Below are 18,215 nucleotides of genomic sequence, written 5' to 3' on the forward strand. Positions count from 1 at the left end.
AGTCAGGCCGGTCAGAGACGATCCGCAGTGACGATGGGGGGCGAAATCGCGCATGGCGCAGCCAGCATGCCGCCGAATCGCGGCGCTCGCCATCCTCGCGATGCCGATGTCCGCGGCACGTCACGGACATCGGCGGCGCGCCGGCGTCTGCCGGCTGCGCTCTCAGGCTGTCGAAGAACAGCCTGCCAGCCCGGCCTGGGTTGGCCGGGACGACGAAGCAAGCGCGTGAGCGATGGAGGTGTCGCGGGCCGGTATGGACCTGCGCCGGACCGCCGACTTGAAAAACTCCCCGGGAGGAAGTTCTTCAACAAGCTGCCATGCGCGCCGCTCAGCGACCGCGCGCTGCCGTGTCTCACCGAGCGAAGCGCAGGCTCAGGCCGAAGGCGCGCGGCGTGCCCGATCCCCACCGTCCGTGCGCGATCGGCGTGGGATCAGAACCTGTACTCGATACCGGCCTGGTAGAAGGCGCCATTCATGCCGATGCCGGACAGCACGTCGTAGGGGAAATTGCCGAAGTAGTTGATGTCCGCGCTGCTGCGGTCGGGATAGCGATCGGTGAGGTTGTAGGCGCCTGCAGACAGTTCAAGCGCGGTACTGAGCCGATAACGCAGCTCGGCATCGAGCTGCCACACCGCGCCATAGGTCTGCTCGGGCTCGAACCCGCCGCCGAAGTTGAAGACCCGCGTGGTGCTGCCGTGGCGGATGCCGCGCAGAAGCGCAGAGGTCCGCTCGCCCTCCCAGTTGGCGCTGAGCACCGCGCGCTGACGCGGCGCTGCGCCGATCAGGGTGTTGCGTTCCTCCACGCCCAGCAGCAGGTTGTCGGCGCCCAGGGCGACGATCTGACTGGGCGTCGCGTCGACGGCGCGGATGCGGTTCCGCGCATAGCTGTAGGCCGCGCTGAAGTCGATCGCGCTGCCGGCCAAGGGCAGGCGATAGCGGCTGACAATCTCGGCGCCATCGGTCCGGGTGTCGACCGCATTGGTGAAAAAGTTGATCGAGCTGATGTCGCTCACGCCGAAGCGCTGCCGGATGAAGGCCGCAAGCTCAGGCCCTCCGATCCGTTCCGACAGCGTGACGCGGTCGTCCACATCGATCCGGAAGGTGTCCAGCGTGAGCGCGAAGTCGCCGACCTGCACGGCCAAGCCCAGGCTGAAGTTGGTCGAGGTTTCCGCTTCGAGCGGCTGGACACCCAGCGCCGCTGCGATCGGGTCATCGCCACGCAGCAAGCGCACCCGCGTCAATTGACCGCCGTCACCAAAACTGGTGGTGGTGTAGCTGAAGCCGCGCTGCGACAGCGAAGGCGCGCGGTAGTTAGTCGACGCCGCGGCGCGCAGGGCGAACGCATCGCCGAGCGCCCAGCGCGCGGCCAGCTTGCCGGTGGCTTCCGCGCCGAAGTCGCTGTAGTCCTCGAAGCGACCTGCTGCGCTGACGAACACCCGCTCGCCCAGATCGCCCGAGAGTTCGCCCCAGAGGCCATTGACCCGGCGGTCGATGTCAACCGCGTCGCGCGCACTCAATCCGGGGCCTGCCTGGGCGCCGGGCGGACGCGTCGTGAGCGGGCCCGCGGCTGTGCTGGCGGGGTCTCCGGCACGGGTGCGGAAGTTCTCGCGGCGGTGCTCAAGCCCCAGCGCGAGCGTGCTCGCGCGGCCGAAGTCGTAGCTGCCGTCCAGGTTCAGGCTGGTCTGGCCGAAGCGATAGCGCCCAAGGTCGAAGGCGGTGGGGCTTGCACTGCCCAGCGAGGCGTTGAGTGAGTTGCGCAAGCCGTAGTCGAAGCGATTGAAGCCGTGGCCGAGGCTGGTCTCCACGCGCCAGTCGCCGAGCGTGCCGCGCACGCCAGCGAACGCTCCCAGATCTGCACTGTCGCCGAGCGTGTCGGGCCGAAAGCCGTTGGGGTACACCTCGCGTACGTTGGCGCTGCTGTCGGGGTAGCGGAAGAAGGCGGCGCCCACCGACTCGCGCTGGCTGTAGGTGGCGAAAGCAAAGGCTTCAAGATCACCGACGGGCACGCTGCCGTTCAGCCACAGCTGGCGATCGCGTGCGTCCGCATCGCCGGGCTTGTAGTTGCGCTGGCCGGCGAAGGCGAGGTTGGCGGGCGTTTGCGCCTCGAAGAACGGAATCTGGTCGAGGCCGGCGCGATTGACCGCGTTGCGGTTGCGGTAGTCGACGCCGACGCGCAGGCGGCCCTCGGCGCCGAGCTTGATGCCGGTGTCGGCGGCGGCGCGGAGGGTCTGCCCATCGGTCAAAGATTCACCGCTGGGTTCGAAGTCGGTGCGATGCGCGCCATAGCTGAGCGCCAGGCTGCTGCCTTCGCTGCCTCCCTTGAGGATCACGTTGACGACGCCGGCGATCGCATCCGAGCCGTACTGCGCGCCGGCACCATCGCGCAAGACCTCGATGCGCTCGATCGCCGACAGCGGAATGGCGTTGAAGTCGACCGGCGTCGTGCCGCGGCCGTTCTTGGACTCCAGGTTGACGACCGCCGAGGTGTGGCGACGCTTGCCGTTGACCAGCACCAGCACTTGATCCGGGCTCAGGCCGCGCAGCTGCGCGGCGCGCACATGGTCTGCGCCGCCCGAGTTGGATTGCCGTGGAAAATTGAGTGAAGGCAGCAGCGTCGCCAGCGCCTGCCCGAGCTCGCCGCCGAGCCCATTGGCGCGCTGCAGATCGTCCTGGGTGAACACGTCGATGGCGACCGGCGTGTTGGCTTCGGTGCGGACCGCGCCGCGCGTGCCGGTGACGACGACCGCATCGAGCTCGGTGGCGCGATCCTGCTGGGCGAACGCCAAGCCTGATGCACTGAGGCCCGGCAGTGCCAGCGCTGTGGCCAGGGCTTGAGCGAGGCGGGATCGGCGCTTGAAGAGGCCGCCTGGGGGCTTGAGCGACATGAGGTGGTGCCTTGGGAAGGGCGGGCCAAGATCGCCTTCAGGTCAATTCCTGTCAATCCATCCGGATGAAGAGATATATGGCCTTTTTGACCACGTTGCGACCTCGCGTCGCAAGCGGCCACGGGTGCCCCGCCGAGGCAACACGGATCAAGTCCCTCCTGGCCTTGATCCGTGCTCGCGAGTCCGGCACAGGTCCGGACGCGCTTGCGCGGGATCAAGCACGTGCGTGCTTGCTCCGCGGGCGCGCCTCCGTGGCGCGCGGCAACGCTGAATTCTTCAGCATTGCCCTAAGCTGCAGCACTGTTGCCCCATCGAGTCCACGCAATGTCTGTGAATGCGTCAGAGGTCCGCCCCCGCCTGCACGTGGGCCATGCGGTCGCGGTCTGCGTGGGGATGGTGGTCGGTGCAGGCATCTTCCGCACCTCGCCCGAGGTGGCGGCGGCGCTCGACTCGGAGACAGCCCTGCTTCTGGCCTGGCTGCTCGGCGGCGTGCTGTCGGTGATCGGCGGGCTGTGCTTCGCCGAGCTCGCTGCGGCGTATCCCGATCAGGGCGGTGACTACAGCTTCCTGCGTCGAGCCTATGGCCCAGGCTTGGGTTTCCTGTTCGCCTGGTCGCGCTTCACCGTGATCCACAGCGGCTCGGTCGCCCTGTTGGCCTTTGTGTTCGGTGACTATCTCAATCAGCTGCTGCCACTGGGGCCGGGTGGCAGCGCCGCGTTTGGCGCGAGCCTGATCGTGCTGCTGGTGGCGCTGAATCTGCGGGGCGTGAGAGTCGGCGTCGGCACCCAACTGGGCCTGATGCTCATCGTCATGGCGGGACTGCTGGCCGTGGGCGCTGCGGGCCTGGTGCAGCAGATCCAGGGGGTGCCGCCTGCGGATCCGGTCGCGCCCGCGGCTGCGCTGGGGTTTGCGGCGTTCGGACAGGCGATGATCTTCGTGCTGCTGGCCTACGGCGGCTGGAGTGATGCCGCCACCCTGTCCGCTGAAGTCGCCGACCCGAAGCGCGACATGCCGCTTGCGCTGGGCATCGGCCTGGGTCTGGTGCTCGCGCTCTATCTGCTGGTCAACTGGGCCTACCTGCGCGGTCTGGGGCTGGGGGGTCTGGCGGCAAGCGAAGCGCCTGCAGCAGATTTGATGCGTCTGGCCTTCGGGCGCACGGGCGAAGTGCTGATCGTCGCCGTGGTGGCGGTCACGGCGATCACGGTGATGAACGCCATCCTGATTGCCGGCGCGCGCACGACCTTTGCCGCCGCGCGCGATCTCGGTTTCGAGGGGCTTGGCGCCTGGGATGCGACGCGCGGTGTGCCGCGCGGCGCGCTGTTCGGTCTCGCCGGAGTGTCCCTGGCCTTGGTCGCGCTCGGTCTCCTCACTCGCGGCGGTTTCTCCACCCTCGTCGATTACCTGTCGCCGGTGTATTGGGGCTTCCTGATGCTGAGTGGCGTCGCGGTGATCCTGCTGCGGCGTCGCGACCCGGGCCGTCCCCGCGCCTTTCGCGTGCCGCTGTATCCGCTGCTGCCCCTGCTTTTTTCGGCGAGCTGCGCCTACCTGCTGTATTCCAGCCTGGTGTACGTGCGGGAGGGCGCGCTGGTCGCGGTCGCCGTGCTGTTTCTCGGCGCACTGCTGTGGCTTCCGCTGCGCAAGCGGGCGCAGGCATGAGCCGGCTGCCCGCGGGCCTGGCAGCAGCGCTGCTCAGCCTGGCGCTCGCCGCCTGCACTCTGAGCGCTGAGCGATCCTGGGTGCGCACCGAACTGTTCTTCGGGCTGGGCGACGGCGTGGACGAGAACAGCGCGGCCTTCCGTCGCTACCTGGACGAGGCGGTGACCCGCGCCTTCCCGGCGGGCTTCACCGTTCTCGAAGCGCAAGGCCAGTGGCAGCCCGAGGACGGTGGCCCTCCCCGGAGGCTGCACTCGCGCGTGCTGGTGATCCTGCATCCGGGCGATGCGGCCTCCGACGATCGCATCGAAGCCCTGCGTTCGCAGTGGATCCAGCGCACTGGCCAGGAGTCGGTGCTGCGCGTCGATGTTCCGGCCAGCGCAGCGTTCTGAGGCCGACAGCGCGTCCGTGCGCGATCCGCCAGGTTCGCGCGCTCAGTAGGCGAAGCGCAGGCTCAGGCCGAAGGACCGCGGGTCGCCCAGCTGTGCTCCGTAGTGGCCCGCGCCCTGTCCTGCAGGCGCGGCCTGCAGCAGTTCGATGTAGTCGCGGTCCAGCGCGTTGCGCGCCCACAGGAAGGCCGACCAGCCGCTGTCCGCCTCGAACCCGATGCGCAGGTTGAGCAGGCCGTAGCCCGACACGTTGAGGAACTCCGAGGGCGTGGCGCTGGAGGAGAAATCACTGCGGGCGAACAGATCGGCTCCGGTGAACCACTGGCCCGATTCGCCAAGGAAGCGACCCGCACCGCGGTACTCGCCGCCCAGCGAGCCGGACCACTGGGAGATGCCCGGCAGACGCAGGCCCGAGACGTCGACCTGCGGCAGGCCCGACGGCCCGGTGTAGCCCGTCAGCTCCAGCGGCAGGGGCGCATTGGGAAACGCGATGTAGCGGCCGTCGGTGTAGGCCACGGCGGTGTACAGCGACAGCGCTTCGCTGATCTCCCAGCTGCCGTCGAACTCGACGCCGCGCACGCGCACCTTCTCGGCGCTGGCAATCACCGGCCGCGGGTTGCCCACCACCAGCACCTGGGTCTGGTAGTTCTCGATGTCGGTGTTGAAGGCGCTCAGGTTCGCGCGCACGCCCGGCAGCGGGCTGCTCTTCAGGCCGATCTCGATGTGGCGCACGTCTTCGGGCGGAATCTCGATCGCCGGACCGCCGCCGAGGTTGATGCCGATCGACTTGAAGGCGGTGGCGACGCTCGCGTAGTAGTTGAGCGATTCACTGGCGCGGTAGGCCAGGGTCAGCTGGCCGGAGACATTGGTGTCGTCGTCCTCGCGCTGTGCGGTCTGGTTGCTGTAGGCCGGCGCGGGAGGCGTCGGCGCGCCCGCGGGCAAGGTCGGAATGTTGAGCGCGCGCTGGACGAAGTCGACCTCCTTCCGGTCGTAGTTGAGACGCAGGCCGGGCAGCAGATGCAGGCGCTCGCTCACGGCCCAGTCGAGCTGTCCGAACAGCGCTGCGCTGACGGTGTCGAGCTGGGAGGTGATCTCGCTGCGTTGGCCGGCGAAGTAGTTGCCCGCCACCGAGCCGTTCGGCCCCCACAGCGCGATGTTGGGGCTGCCGTTGGGGCCGGGCGAGGGGTTCCAGATGAAGCGGAAATAGTCAGCCCCGACTTCTTCGGTGTGCACCGGGTCGGTGTTGAGCTTCTGGGCGAAGCCGTAGGCGCCGAACACCGCGCTGAGCCCGCTGGCGAGATCACCGGCCCAGCGCAGCTCCTGGGTCCACTGGGCGTGCTTGGACGGCGCCTGCGACAGCGTGCCCACGCGCAGGGCGGTGTAGTCGCGATCGTTCGAGGGGTCCCAGTTCCAGAAACGCCAGGCGGTGGTCGAGGTCAGCGTGCCCGAGCCGATCTTGCTGTCGATGTTCAGCGAGACGCCGCCGATTTCGTTGCCCGAGCGCCAGGGCGTGCCGGTGTCGATCACGCGGTCGAAGGGGCGCACCTCGCGGGTGGCCGGGTTGACGTTGGGCGGCACATAGCCGAGGTCGGAGATGATTCCCCAGAAGTGCCGGCGCGGATTGGCATTCGGGTTGGCGGCGATGCCGTACAGCGACGAGGCATAGCCCGGCGTGCCGCGATAGGTCGGGGCCACCCCGGCCAGCACCTGCGCATAGCCTTCGGGGCGCTGGCGGGTGAAGTCGAAGGCGAGCAGCGCCTCGGTGGTGTCGTTGGGCAGGAACAGCAGCTGGCCGCGCCCGCCGATGTTGTTCAACTCGTTCAAGGCGCGCTGCGTGCTCGTGTTGTAGAGGACGCCGTCGCGCTGGGTGCCAGAGAACGACAGGCGCCCGGCGAGGCTGTCGCCCAGAGGGCCGGTGAGCGAGGCTTTGCTCTGCAGGAAGCCATCGTTGCCGATGCCCAGCTCGACGTCGATCTCGCGCGTGAAGCTGGGCTTGCGGGTGGTCACCAGAATCGCGCCGGCGGTGGTGTTCTTGCCGAACAGCGTGCCCTGCGGCCCGCGCAGCACCTCGATGCGCTCAACGTCGATGAAGTCCAGCGTGGTCGAGGCCGGTCGCGCGTACAGCACGCCGTCCACATAGAAGCCGACGCCCGATTCGATGCCGTCGTTGGTGAGGCCGTAGGGCTGGCCGAGGCCGCGGATGTTGACCGCCGTGTTGCGCGGGTTGCTTGAGTAAAACTGCAGGGTGGGCACGATGTTCTGCAGTCGGTTGACGTTGAAAGCGCCGCTGCGGTTGAGCGTGTCGCCGTCGAGTACGGTCAGCGGGATCGGCACGTCCTGGGCCGCCTCTTCGCGACGCCGCGCACCGGTGACGGCGACGGCATCCAAGGTCGTGGCGCTGGCCGCGGCATCGGCAGAGGTCGAGGCCGAGAGCGCCAGCGCGGGTTCAAGCGCGTCGGGCGCTGCCAGAGCTGTGGTGGCGGTGGACGTCAGCAGGGCGCTGGCAAGAACCGCGTGGATCGAACGGGCGAGAGGCTTGATGCGAGTCATGGGAGTCCGCGTACGCAGGGAGGTGTCGGGTCTGTGCGGGCCCTTCGCCGGATCGGTGAGAACCTGGCTGGGAGCCCGCGCGTTTGAAGCCTGCCTGCGCACCGGTCGACACTCGAACGGCCTTTGGTTGTGCCATTGGAATTTCAGGACAAAGCCACGACGCGGTGCGGATCGCAGACGCGCAGGGCGTGCTGGAGTGCGTGTCGATCGCCTGCGTACACGGGCTGGAAACGCCCGGTCACACCGGCGCGGACGCGCGCTTTGCGCGGCGAAGCCGCACGCCGTCGGCCGATGCCGTGCGGGAGCGCATGCCCAGACTTGAGCCCGCGCCGCCAATCGCATGAATCCAAACGCGCAGCCGGGCTCGGGGCGCCACGCGCACGACGGCAAGCGCGGGTCAGCGCTCGGGCGTTTGTCTCTGCTTGCACGCATGCACGCATGCACGCTGCGCAGGCGCAGGCGCAGGCGCAGCGTTCCGTGCACGGCCGACGCCGCTTCGAGCGCGAAGACGAGATTGTCCGCGCAGCGCAGCGCAGCAAGGCCGAACCCTGTGCTCCTGGTCCTCGATGCGTGTTCGCGAGACGGGTGTGGTGGGACGCGCCAGCGCGCGCTGCGGTGCTGCAATCGCGAGCGCAGCGCGCGCGAGGGCGCCGAGGCCTTGAGCGATGCCGCAGCGCCGCAGCGACCTTGAGCTCAGCGTCGGCGGGGTCGGGTCAGATGGCGTGCAGCAGCGGCCGCAGACGTGAGGATTCTTCGTGCGCGGCCGCTGTCAGTTCGATTGCCAGCGCTTTGGCGGCTGCGCGCAGCTCGGGCACCGCGGTCATTTCCCAGTACTCGCCGCGCAGCAGCGGCCCCAGCGCATACAGACCCTCGGCGCGGCGATTGAGCCGGTTGAGCAGGCCGTAACCGCCGTCGCACTTGAAGCCGAGCCCCAGCGGGTCGGCGCTCAGCCAGCCGTCAGTGTGCAGCTGTCGAACCAAGGGCTCGGGCGTGTTGGCAACGTCGGTGTCGAGGCCGGTGGCGCGGATCAGCACGTCGCAGACATGCGGCGATGCGTCCTGGGCGCCGCGCGCGCGCAGCTGCGCATGCACGCGTCCGGACTTCAGTTCGGCGGTTTCCAATCGCGCCGCTTCCACGCGCAGCCAGCCGCTGCGCTGCCACTCCTGCAGCTGGGTGTGACTCTGCAGCGGCAGCCGGTGGCGATGCACTTCCCAGTAGCTGCGCAGGTGGCGCATGAAGCGCGCGCGTTCGCCTTGACCCAGGCCGCGCCACAGGCGCGTGAGGTGCGGGCGCAGTCCGTCGAGCACCGGTCGCCAGTCGCTGGCTTCGGCGCAGGCGCTGCGCAGCGCGTGCAGCAGCTCACGCAGCACCGGCTGGTGGATCTGCGCCTGCAGCGCCGGGCCGAGCACAGCGGGTGCCGCGCGGCGCAGGGTCTGCGGCTGCGGCAGCAGACCGTGCCGGCTGATCGCCCGCACCCGTCCGTGGTGTCCGCGGGCATGAAGTGTCTGCAGGAGATCGAAGCAGGTCAGGCCGGTGCCGACGATCAGCACCTCGGCTTCGGCCGGCAGCGCATCCAGCGCCTGCGGCGACCAGGGGTCCTCGACGTAGGCTGCGCTGCGGCGCAGGGCAGCGGCGAGACCTGGCAGCGGCTGCGGCGGCAGGCTGCCCAGCGCCAGCACGACCCGGTCGGCGTGCAGGCGGCGCTCGTCGTCCATGGTGATGCGGTAGCCGGCGCCGGTCGGTGTGAGGGTAAGCGCCGTGCCGCGCACGCGCTCGATCACGAAGGGCGCGCGGGTGGCCGCCTCCTGGATGCGCTGCTGCAGGTAGTCACCGAACAGGCTGCGCGGCAGAAAGGCATCGCGGTTGCTTGCGCCGAGTTCCAGCCAGTCGGCGAAGTCGCCGGCAGCGTCCGACGACAGCCCCATGTCCGCAGCGCGTACGTTCAGCAGGTGAATGTCATTGGCGCTGGCGTAGGCGCGGCCGCGGCCGAAGTCTGCCTGCGTGCCGATCAGGCTGAGGCGGCTGAGCGGCGCGCGCTGCTCGATCAGCTGGTAGAGCAGGGCGATACCTGAGAAGCCGGCGCCGACGATTGCGAGATGCATGGGCGGATCCTGCGGTGGCAAGGGGAACAGTGCGCCCTGAGCCGTGGGCGCGGTCTGCGTGCGGGGCCGGTTCGCCGGGAGTCGATCCGGAGGCTGCTGCGTTGGGTGTTACCCGGCTGTTGGATGGTCGTTAAAAATCTATTCGATTAATAGGAATTGACTGCGAACTTATGTGTCCTGCCGGCGCTACGCCCCCTTTACAAGCGGTGTCGCTCTGCGTCCTCAGTGCGGCGGGCGGGGGATGGTCTCGGAGGTGCTCAGCAGAGCGCGCGCAGGGCCTCGCCTTCGCGAGCGCTGAGTTCCTCAAGGGTGCGGTGATCGAGCACCTGCGACATCGCATTGCGCACGTCCGACATCAGCGCGCGAATGGCGCAGTGTTCGGGGTCGCGGCAGTCCTCGCAGACGGCGAAGGCGGTGACGCTGGCACAGCGGATCGGCGCCAGCGGCCCATCGATGCAGCGGATCACATCGCCCAATCGGATTTCGGACGCGGGCCGCGCGAGGCTGTGGCCGCCGAGCAGGCCGCGTCGGCTCTGCACGAAGCCGGCGTGGCGCAGCTCGACCAGGATGGCTTCGAGAAACTTCTCAGGCACTTCCGCATCGGCGGCCAGCACTCGCGCCGTGGTCAGATCGCGACCGGGCTGCGCCAGCACCATCAGCGCGCGCAGGGCGTACTTGGCCTTCATGGTCAGCATGCGTCAGCCCTGGCGCGAAAGGCGGTGGCGCCGCGCGGCCGCGAGCGCGTGCGTGCCGCACGCTGCTCGCGGTGCAGTGCAGGCGTGCGACATCAGCCGAACACCTGCCACTGGGTGCAGCGCAGGTGCAGGGCGCTGCCTGTGGGCGGCAGCTCTCCGGCGGGCAGATCCAGCTCCAGCACCTGGCCGCTGCGCGCAAGCTTGAGGCGCAGGCGGTTGCGCGGCCCGCTGCTGTGCCGTTCGATCAGCTCCACCGGCACGGCGTCGCTGGCGGGGCTCGGCTGCAGCTGCAGGTGCTCGGGCCGCAGGTGCAGCTGCACCTCGCCGTGGGCCGCGGCGTCAGCCGCGCCGATGTCGATGCCGTCCAGCAGCAGCCGGCCGGCGTGAGCCTGCGCCTGCAGGCGCGCGCCCTCGCCGAGGAACTCGAAGACGAAAGGCGTGGCGGGCGCGCCATAGGCGCGCTCGGGCGTGTCAACCTGCTCGATGCGGCCGCCCTGCATCAGCACCACGCGATCGGCGAGCTCAAGCGCTTCGTCCTGGTCGTGGGTGACGAAGACTGTGGTGACGCCGGTCTCGCGATGCAGCTCGCGCAGCCAGCGCCGCAGATCCTTGCGCACGCGCGCATCGAGCGCGCCGAAGGGTTCATCGAGCAGCAGCACGCGCGGCTCGATGGCCAGCGCACGCGCCAGCGCCACGCGCTGGCGCTGGCCGCCCGACAGTTGGCTGGGGTAACGATCGCCCAGGCCGGGCAGCTGGACCAGCTCCAGCAGGTGCTCGACGCGCGCGCGGATGGCCGCCGCCGCCGGCCGCTCGCTGCGCGGCCGCACGCTCAGCCCGAAGGCGATGTTGTCGGCGACGCGCATGTGCTTGAACAGAGCGTAGTGCTGGAACACGAAGCCGACGCGACGCGCCTGCACGCTCAGGTGCGAGGCATCGCGCTCGCCGAACTTGAGCCGCCCGCGGTCGGCCTGTTCCAGGCCGGCGATGATCCGCAGCAGGCTGGTCTTGCCGGAGCCGGACGGCCCGAGCAGGGCCACCAGCTCGCCGGGCTCGATGCGCAGGTGGATGTCGCTGAGCGCCTGGAAATCACCGAAGCGCTTGCTGATGCCTTCAAGGCTCAGGGCTTCGCCGCGCGCGGAGTGGGTGGTCATGGCAGGGGGGAATCCGGAAAGGGTCAGTGCCGGCGGTTCGCGGCCAGCTCGTCGCCGTGCCGCCATTCGAGGAAGGTCTTGACGGCGAGCGTCAGCAGGGCCAGCAGGGCCAGCACCGCCGCCAGTGCGAAGGAGGCGCTGAAGGCGTACTCGTTGTAGAGAATCTCGACCTGCAGGGGCAGGGTGTTGGTCTCGCCGCGGATGTGGCCCGAGACCACGCTGACCGCGCCGAACTCGCCCATCGCCCGCGCATTGCACAGCAGCACGCCGTAGAGCAGGGCCCAGCGGACGTTCGGCAGGGTGACTTTCCAGAAGGTCTGCCAGCCGCTGGCGCCCAGGCTGAGCGCGGCCTCTTCGGCGTCCTTGCCCTGCTCCTCCATCAGCGGGATGAGTTCCCGCGCCACGAAGGGAAAGGTCACGAAGACGGTCGCCAGCACCAGGCCGGGCAGCGAAAACAGCACCTGGATGCCGAAGTCGGCCAGCCAGGGCCCCAAGCCCCAGCCCTGCGCGCCGAAGATCAGCACGAACACGAGACCGGCGACCACCGGCGAGACCGAGAACGGCAGATCGATCAGGCTCTGCAGCAGACTGCGCCCGCGAAAGCGGTGCTTGGCGATCAGCCAGGCCGCGGCCAGGCCGAACACCGTGTTGAGCGGCACCGCGATGGCAGCCACCGTGAGCGTGAGGCGGATCGCATGCCAGGCGTCGGGGTCCTCGAAGCTGGCGAGAAAGGTCGGCAGGCCGTGGCGCAGCGCTTCGGCGAAGACCGCGATGAGGGGCAGCAGAATCAGTCCGACCAGCAGCAGCAGGGCGAGCCCGATCAGCAGCACGCGCACGAGGCGGGCGCCGATGTCACGCGGCTTGTGTGCGCGGCGGGTGTCGCTGAGCAGGGCGGCGGGCGGATGCATCAGGGCGGTCTCAGCGTCCACGGCGGCTCACCCGAGTCTGCAGCAGATTGACGATCAAGAGGATGGCGAAGCTCATCAGCAGCATCGCGCAGGCGATGGCGGCAGCACCGGCGTAGTCGAATTCCTCCAGCCGGATCACGATCAGGAGCGGCGCGATCTCGGACACCTTCGGCAGGTTGCCGGCGATGAAGATGACCGAGCCGTACTCGCCGACGCCGCGCGCGAACGCCAGCGCGAAGCCGCCGATGGCCGCGGGCAGCACGCTCGGCAGAATCACTTTCACCGCGGTCTGCCAGGCGTTTGCGCCCAGCGTGGCGGCGGCTTCTTCAAGTTCCCGTTCGGCCTCGGCCAGCACCGGCTGCACCGTGCGCACCACAAAGGGCAGGCCGACGAAGACCAGGGCCAGCAGGATCCCCAGCGGCGTGTAGGCGACCTGGATGCCCAGCGGCTGCAGCCACTGGCCGATCCAGCCGTTGGGCGCGTACAGCGCGGTCAGGGCAATGCCCGCCACGGCGGTAGGCAGGGCGAAGGGCAGATCGACCAGCGCATCGAAGAAGCGCCGGCCGGGAAAGCGATAGCGCTCCAGCACCCAGGCGATGAGCAAGCCGGCCACCGTGCTGATCGCAGCCGCCAGCAGGGCCGTGCCGAAGCTGAGCTTGAGCGCGGCCAGCGTGCGCGCATCCGACAGCTTGTCGACGAAGCCTTCGAGCCCGAGGCCGGCGGCCTTCAGAAACACCGCCGACAGCGGGATCAGCACGATCAGGCTGAGCCAGACCGTGGTGTACCCGAGGCTCAGGCCAAAGCCGGGCAGGGCCCGACGCGGCTTGAGCGGCGGCAGGCTCAGGGCCTCACTGGCCATAGAGCTGGTCGAACACGCCGCCCTCGGCGAAGTGGGTGGCCTGGGCCTTCTGCCAGCCGCCGAACTCGGCCTCGATGGTGACCAGTTCGGTCTGCACGAAGCGGGCGAGGTCTTCGGCGGCCGCGTGCTCGGGCAGACGCGGACGGTAGTAGTGCTTGGCCGCCAGCGCCTGCGCGGTGGGCGAGTACAGGTGCTGCAGATAGGCTTCGGCGACGGCGCGGGTGCCGCGGCGATCGACGTTGCGATCGACGACGGCGACGGGCGGCTCGGCCAGGATCGACAGGCTGGGCGCGATGATCTCAAGCCCGGCGTTGGGGAACTCGCGCAGGGCCAGGAAGGCCTCGTTCTCCCAGGTCAGCAGCACGTCGCCGATGCCGCGCTGGGCGAAGGTGGTGACCGAGCCGCGGGCGCCGGTGTCCAGCACCGGCACGTTCTTGAACAGTCGGCTGATGTAGTCGCGGGTTTTCGCCTCATCGCCGCCGTACTGGCGCTGCGCCCAGGCCCAGGCGGCCAGGTAGTTCCAGCGCGCACCGCCCGAGGTCTTGGGATTGGGCGTGATGACGCCGAGGCCCTCCTGCACCAGATCGCCCCAGTCGCGGATGCCCTTGGGGTTGCCACGGCGGACCAGGAATACGATCGTCGAGGTATAGGGCGCGCTGTTGTGCGGCAGGCGCTGCTGCCAATCGGGCGCGAGCAGCTGGCCGTGCTCGACCAGCGCGTCAATGTCATAGGCCAGGGCCAGGGTGACCAAATCGGCCTCGAGCCCGTCGATGACCGAGCGCGCCTGTTTGCCCGAGCCGCCGTGGCTGGTCTGGATGCGCGGCGCAGTGTGGCCCTGCGCCTCCCAGTGGCGAGTGAACTCGGCGTTGTAGTCGCGATAGAACTCGCGGGTCGGGTCGTAGGAGACGTTGAGCAGGCTCTGCGCCCAACTGCTTGCGGCTAACAGCAGCAGGAGGGCTGCAACAAGGAGGCGATGCATGGCGTTCACCGTGGACGAAAGGCAGGGCACGTAGGGCACGGGCCGAAGGGTCGGGCCTCGCACCCGTCCGGAGGAAACGGCTTTCTCGCTCGCGATAGGTCCCAAAGCTCATAAGCCTACCCTCACGATAGGAGTTCGGCAGGGGCCTGTACAGAAAGACGGCCTGGGTCTGGGGCGAATTGCCGCAGCTGAGCCGCGCGTGATTGCGGCCGACAGCCCACCGTCAGCGGTCGAAGCCCCGGTGCCAGCGACGCGAGCCGGCAGCCGCAGCGTGCGCGGCCGGGTGCGCCGCGCACAGCGCAGTGCCGGGGCTCAAGGCGCTCTGGTGAGCGGGGCCAAAGCCACTCCCGCACGCCAAGCGACGGCGCGCACGCGGATCGAGCATGCACGCGCTGAATCCCGCGGGAGTGAGTCCGGATTCGCGACGTCTGATGAACTCCAGGACGGAGGTGTTCGGCCCTTCCCTGGCAGCGCGTCGAAAAACTCTCTTCCGGGGAGTTTTCAAATCTGCGGTCCTGCGCAGGTCCGTACCGCCTCATGACACATCAATCGCTTACGCGCTTGCTTCGTCATCCCGGCCATCCTTGGCCGGGCTGGCAGGCTGGTTTTCGACCGCCTGCTAGACCTCGATCACCGGCGGCGGCGACGGCGGCTCTGCGGCGTTGCTCTCGCTCCCCGCCGGGCGCGCGAACACATCTTTCCAGGCGAGGTAGAGCACGCAGGCGATCAGCGGCGTGAACAGGCTGCCGACGATCAGCGCGCCCAGGTAGAAGGGCAGCCAGCTCAGCAGCAGGGCGAGCGCGGCGCGGGCGAAGAACAGGGTCGCCACCGTCAGCAGGAAGGCGCCCAAGTTGGCGGCTGCTGCCTGGGCACTTTCGCGCATGGCCGGAAACGGGTCGACGCCATCGAACATCACCCGCGGCAGGGCGAAGAACAACAGGGCGGCCGTGGCGATGCCGAGCGGAACCAGCAGCAGCATCAGCATGAACAGGCCGCCGCTGCCGAACAGCGTGACCGGGTCGACCGTACTCGGGTCAACGGCCTTGCCGCCCTCGGCCATCAGCGCGGCCGCACCGGAACTCAGCAGCACCATCACCCCGAGCACGGCCGCCATGATGACGAAGGCCACGCTGGGCAGGCAGAGCGCAATCAGTGGGCCGGCCTTGCCGGGCTGCTTGAAGCCCTCCATCAGCTGGTCGAAATCGGCCTGACCGCCCTCGTTCTGGGTGCGCGCGGCGCTGGCGATGCCGGCGTAAAAGACCGGGCCGACGATCAGCAGGGCCATGGCGCCGAGCAGCGGCACCACCGCGATCGCCGTGATTGCCAGGCCCATCAGCAGAAAGGGCGCTGGATTGGCCAGCAGCAGCTGCACGGCGCCGCGGATCCATTCCACGGCCTGTGCGGGTTCGACGCGCTTGAAGTGCATTCCTTGACTCCGGAGAACTAATGAGGGGCCGATCGAGGCTCAGGCGTGACGCTGGCGCGCATGCCGCACGAAGCGCCGCAGCACTTCACGCGCTCTGGGGGCGGGGCGGACGTCGCGGGCCAGGCCATGTGGGCAGCAGCCCTCGCGGCGCAGGTCCTCGCCGCGGGCGCGGATATAGCCACGCATCATCTGCGCGCTGAACTCGGGATGGAACTGCACGCCCCAGGTCTGCGCGCCGACGCGAAAAGCCTGGCAGTCGTCGCGATCGGACTGCGCCAGCACGACGGCGTCTTTCGGCGGCGCCAGCACGGTCTGCAGGTGGGTCGTGTGCGCCGGCAGCTCGGTGGGCAGGCCACCGAACAGCGGATCGCGCGTCGCTTCGGGCTTCAGCCGCACCGCGACGGTGCCCATCTCGCGACCGCGCGGGTTGTAGCCGACCTCGCCGCCAAAGGCATGCGCCAGCAGCTGGTGCCCGTAGCAGATGCCGAACAGCGGTAGGCCGCGGGCTTCGGCCTCGCGCAGCCACTCGGCGCTGCGCTCGCTCCAGGGCAGACGCTCGGTGACCATCGCCGCCGAGCCGGTGACGAAGACGCCGGCATAGCGCTTCGGATCGGGCAGGTCGGCGCCGTCGAGCACCGCGCAGACGGCGGTCTCCCGCGCGCCCAAGCCCGCGGCCACGCGGATCCAGTGGGTGAAGGGGCCGAGCCGGCGCAGCGAAGGCACCGGGCGACCGGTTTCAAGAATCAGAAAGGGCAGGTGGCTCATGTTTCCGGGGGTAGAACGGTCTGGGCTTCTTCGATGGTGGTGAGGCCCGCGGCGACGTGCGCGGCGGCGGCGCAGCGCAGCGGGCTCATGCCGGACTGCATGGCGGCGTGGGTGAAGTCGCCCAGGTCCATGCCGGGCTTGATCCGCCCCAGCAGCTCAGGCGAGAGCAGCAGCATTTCGTACAGGCCGATGCGGCCCAGATAGCCGGTGTTGCGGCATTCGAGGCAGCCCACCGGCGCGCAGCCCATCGCCGGCTGCGGCAGCGCGTGCTTGCCGACCAGGCCGCGCCAGGCGGCACCGTCGATCGGCGCCTCGCGCTTGCAGTGCGGGCACAGGGTGCGCACCAGCCGCTGCGCGAGCACGCCGTTCAAGGTCGACTGGATCAGGTAGTGCGGCACGCCGAGATCGAGCAGGCGGGTGATCGCCGAACAGGCGTCGTTGGTGTGCAGGGTCGACAGCACCAGATGGCCGGTCAGCGAGGCCTGCACCGCCATCTGCGCGGTTTCGAGGTCGCGGATCTCACCGATCATGATGATGTCGGGGTCCTGCCGCAGCAGGGTGCGGACGCCCGAGGCGAAGTCGAGATCGATGGCCTGGTGCACCTGCATCTGGTTGAACTCGGGCGCGATCATTTCGATCGGGTCCTCGACCGTGCAGACGTTGACGTCCGACGTGGCCAGCCGCTTCAGCGTCGAGTACAGCGTGGTGGTCTTGCCCGAGCCGGTGGGGCCGGTCACCAGCACGATGCCGTGCGGGCGCGTGGTGAGGTCGCTCCAGGCGGTGGCTTCGTCGGCCGAAAAGCCGAGCGCCTCCACAGGTTTAAGCGCAGTGTCGGGGTCGAAGATGCGCATCACGCACTTCTCGCCGAACGCAGTCGGCATGGTCGACAGGCGCATTTCGACCTCGCGCCCACCCGGTGAGCGGGTTTTGATTCGGCCGTCCTGCGGGCGCCGCTTCTCGGCCACGTCCATGCGGCCCAGCACCTTGATGCGGCTGACCACCGCGATCATCACCGGGGTCGGCAGCTCGAACACCTTGTGCAGCACGCCGTCGATGCGGAAGCGCACGCGCGACAGCTCGCGGCGCGGTTCGAGATGGATGTCGGAGGCGCGCTGCTCGTAGGCGTACTGCAGCAGCCAGTCGACGATGTGGACGATGTGGCGGTCGTCGGCGCCGACCTCGCCGCTGGCGCCCAGTTCGACCAGCTGTTCGAAGCTGGGCAGGCCCGCCTGGGGTTGCTCGTCGTTGGCATTCTTGGCCTTGCGCACCGAGCGGGTGACGCCGAAGAACTCCATCGTGTAGCGATGGATATCCAGCGGATTGGACACCCGCAGCTCGATCTCGCGGCGCAGGATGTGGCGGATGTCCTCCAGCCAGCGAGTGTCGCGCGGCTCGCTGGTGGCGATGATCACCCGCTCGGGCGACACCTCGACCGGCAGAATCCGGAAGCGCTGCGCGTAGGCGTGCGAAAACAGGCTGGTCACCGCCGGCACGTCGACCTTGGTGGGGTCGATGCGCAGGTAGGGCACGTGGCTGGCCTCGGCCAGCCAGGTGGTGAGGCGCTCCAGGCTCAGCTCGGTGCCGACCTTTTCGTGGCTGGCCAGCTTCAGGTTGGACAACAGCACCAGCGGATGCACTTCAATCTGCGGCTTGCCCGACTTCGCTGCGCCGCGGGCGCGCAGTGCTTCTTTGGCTTCGATCAGGCCGTCGTCCTGCAGCAGGGGCAGAACGACATCCAGCGAGAGGCGGCCGCTCGGCAGACGCGGGCTGTCGGAGCGCGTTGAAGCGGGGCGGCGGACGTGGCTCATGCGGGCTTGGCTTCCTCGCCAGCGGCCGGAGGGCCGCGAAAATCT

At 69.2% G+C, this 18,215-nt stretch carries 13 protein-coding genes; 2 read left to right on the top strand and 11 right to left on the bottom strand.

Annotation, left to right across the window (positions count from 1 at the left end):
- Positions 1 to 431: 431 nt before the first annotated feature.
- Entirely contained in the window at positions 432 to 2,885 is a 2,454-nt protein-coding gene (locus H4O13_04635; GenBank protein MBE5314672.1) for a TonB-dependent receptor, read from the bottom strand.
- A 324-nt stretch (positions 2,886 to 3,209) separates the two neighbouring features.
- Between H4O13_04635 and H4O13_04640 the strand changes: the two genes are divergently transcribed.
- Positions 3,210 to 4,541 carry an APC family permease gene (locus H4O13_04640; GenBank protein MBE5314673.1) on the top strand — a complete coding sequence of 444 codons (1,332 nt, stop codon included), beginning with the start codon at positions 3,210 to 3,212 and terminating at the stop codon, positions 4,539 to 4,541.
- Positions 4,538 to 4,930 (top strand): DUF3574 domain-containing protein, encoded by a 393-nt coding sequence (locus H4O13_04645; protein MBE5314674.1) that lies wholly within the window; start codon positions 4,538 to 4,540, stop codon positions 4,928 to 4,930. Before H4O13_04640 ends, H4O13_04645 begins: the two co-directional genes overlap by 4 nt.
- 42 nt (positions 4,931 to 4,972) lie before the next feature.
- On the opposite strand, the gene H4O13_04650 is transcribed toward H4O13_04645, so the two are convergent.
- The 10 genes from H4O13_04650 to H4O13_04695 all read right to left on the bottom strand — a co-directional run bounded on the left by H4O13_04650 (position 4,973) and on the right by H4O13_04695 (position 18,170).
- Positions 4,973 to 7,477: a TonB-dependent receptor gene (locus H4O13_04650; GenBank protein MBE5314675.1), complete on the bottom strand. Its 2,505-nt coding sequence runs from the start codon at positions 7,475 to 7,477 to the stop codon at positions 4,973 to 4,975.
- Positions 7,478 to 8,190: 713 nt separating this feature from the next.
- Positions 8,191 to 9,579, bottom strand: a complete 1,389-nt coding sequence (locus H4O13_04655; GenBank protein MBE5314676.1) for an FAD/NAD(P)-binding protein — start codon at positions 9,577 to 9,579, stop codon at positions 8,191 to 8,193.
- 257 nt (positions 9,580 to 9,836) lie between these two features.
- Positions 9,837 to 10,274 (bottom strand): Rrf2 family transcriptional regulator, encoded by a 438-nt coding sequence (locus H4O13_04660; GenBank protein ID MBE5314677.1) that lies wholly within the window; start codon positions 10,272 to 10,274, stop codon positions 9,837 to 9,839.
- Positions 10,275 to 10,366: 92 nt separating this feature from the next.
- Positions 10,367 to 11,425 (bottom strand): sulfate ABC transporter ATP-binding protein, encoded by a 1,059-nt coding sequence (cysA, locus tag H4O13_04665; GenBank protein ID MBE5314678.1) that lies wholly within the window; start codon positions 11,423 to 11,425, stop codon positions 10,367 to 10,369.
- 23 nt (positions 11,426 to 11,448) lie between these two features.
- The gene (gene cysW / locus H4O13_04670; protein ID MBE5314679.1) at positions 11,449 to 12,333 is read right to left on the bottom strand and encodes a sulfate ABC transporter permease subunit CysW; all 885 of its coding nucleotides are present in this window, start codon (positions 12,331 to 12,333) and stop codon (positions 11,449 to 11,451) included.
- A gap of 10 nt (positions 12,334 to 12,343) precedes the next feature.
- The gene (gene cysT, locus H4O13_04675; protein MBE5314680.1) at positions 12,344 to 13,192 is read right to left on the bottom strand and encodes a sulfate ABC transporter permease subunit CysT; all 849 of its coding nucleotides are present in this window, start codon (positions 13,190 to 13,192) and stop codon (positions 12,344 to 12,346) included.
- Positions 13,182 to 14,171, bottom strand: coding sequence for a sulfate ABC transporter substrate-binding protein (locus tag H4O13_04680; protein ID MBE5314681.1), 990 nt, complete (start codon positions 14,169 to 14,171; stop codon positions 13,182 to 13,184). The genes cysT and H4O13_04680 overlap by 11 nt, the downstream gene beginning before the upstream one ends.
- A gap of 619 nt (positions 14,172 to 14,790) precedes the next feature.
- On the bottom strand, positions 14,791 to 15,597 hold the full coding sequence (locus tag H4O13_04685; protein ID MBE5314682.1) for a hypothetical protein: 807 nt from the start codon (positions 15,595 to 15,597) through the stop codon (positions 14,791 to 14,793).
- Positions 15,598 to 15,636: 39 nt separating this feature from the next.
- Entirely contained in the window at positions 15,637 to 16,362 is a 726-nt protein-coding gene (locus H4O13_04690) for a glutamine amidotransferase (protein ID MBE5314683.1), read from the bottom strand.
- Positions 16,359 to 18,170 carry a type II/IV secretion system protein gene (locus H4O13_04695; protein ID MBE5314684.1) on the bottom strand — a complete coding sequence of 604 codons (1,812 nt, stop codon included), beginning with the start codon at positions 18,168 to 18,170 and terminating at the stop codon, positions 16,359 to 16,361. Before H4O13_04695 ends, H4O13_04690 begins: the two co-directional genes overlap by 4 nt.
- Positions 18,171 to 18,215: the final 45 nt, after the last annotated feature.

It is taken from the genome of Lysobacterales bacterium (assembly GCA_014946745.1).
In the GTDB taxonomy this organism is placed as follows: Bacteria; Pseudomonadota; Gammaproteobacteria; order Xanthomonadales; family Xanthomonadaceae; genus Aquimonas.

What these genes read in the sequence shown, in the direction of transcription:
- cysA (MBE5314678.1), bottom strand. Translation starts at nt 11,425, where the DNA reads ATGACCACCCACTCCGCGCGCGGCGAAGCCCTGAGCCTTGAAGGCATC.
- H4O13_04655 (MBE5314676.1), bottom strand. Translation starts at nt 9,579, where the DNA reads ATGCATCTCGCAATCGTCGGCGCCGGCTTCTCAGGTATCGCCCTGCTC.
- H4O13_04650 (MBE5314675.1), bottom strand. Translation starts at nt 7,477, where the DNA reads ATGACTCGCATCAAGCCTCTCGCCCGTTCGATCCACGCGGTTCTTGCC.
- H4O13_04640 (MBE5314673.1), top strand. Translation starts at nt 3,210, where the DNA reads ATGTCTGTGAATGCGTCAGAGGTCCGCCCCCGCCTGCACGTGGGCCAT.
- H4O13_04680 (MBE5314681.1), bottom strand. Translation starts at nt 14,171, where the DNA reads ATGCATCGCCTCCTTGTTGCAGCCCTCCTGCTGCTGTTAGCCGCAAGC.
- H4O13_04660 (MBE5314677.1), bottom strand. Translation starts at nt 10,274, where the DNA reads ATGCTGACCATGAAGGCCAAGTACGCCCTGCGCGCGCTGATGGTGCTG.
- cysW (MBE5314679.1), bottom strand. Translation starts at nt 12,333, where the DNA reads ATGCATCCGCCCGCCGCCCTGCTCAGCGACACCCGCCGCGCACACAAG.
- H4O13_04635 (MBE5314672.1), bottom strand. Translation starts at nt 2,885, where the DNA reads ATGTCGCTCAAGCCCCCAGGCGGCCTCTTCAAGCGCCGATCCCGCCTC.
- H4O13_04695 (MBE5314684.1), bottom strand. Translation starts at nt 18,170, where the DNA reads ATGAGCCACGTCCGCCGCCCCGCTTCAACGCGCTCCGACAGCCCGCGT.
- cysT (MBE5314680.1), bottom strand. Translation starts at nt 13,192, where the DNA reads ATGGCCAGTGAGGCCCTGAGCCTGCCGCCGCTCAAGCCGCGTCGGGCC.
- H4O13_04690 (MBE5314683.1), bottom strand. Translation starts at nt 16,362, where the DNA reads ATGAGCCACCTGCCCTTTCTGATTCTTGAAACCGGTCGCCCGGTGCCT.
- H4O13_04685 (MBE5314682.1), bottom strand. Translation starts at nt 15,597, where the DNA reads ATGCACTTCAAGCGCGTCGAACCCGCACAGGCCGTGGAATGGATCCGC.
- H4O13_04645 (MBE5314674.1), top strand. Translation starts at nt 4,538, where the DNA reads ATGAGCCGGCTGCCCGCGGGCCTGGCAGCAGCGCTGCTCAGCCTGGCG.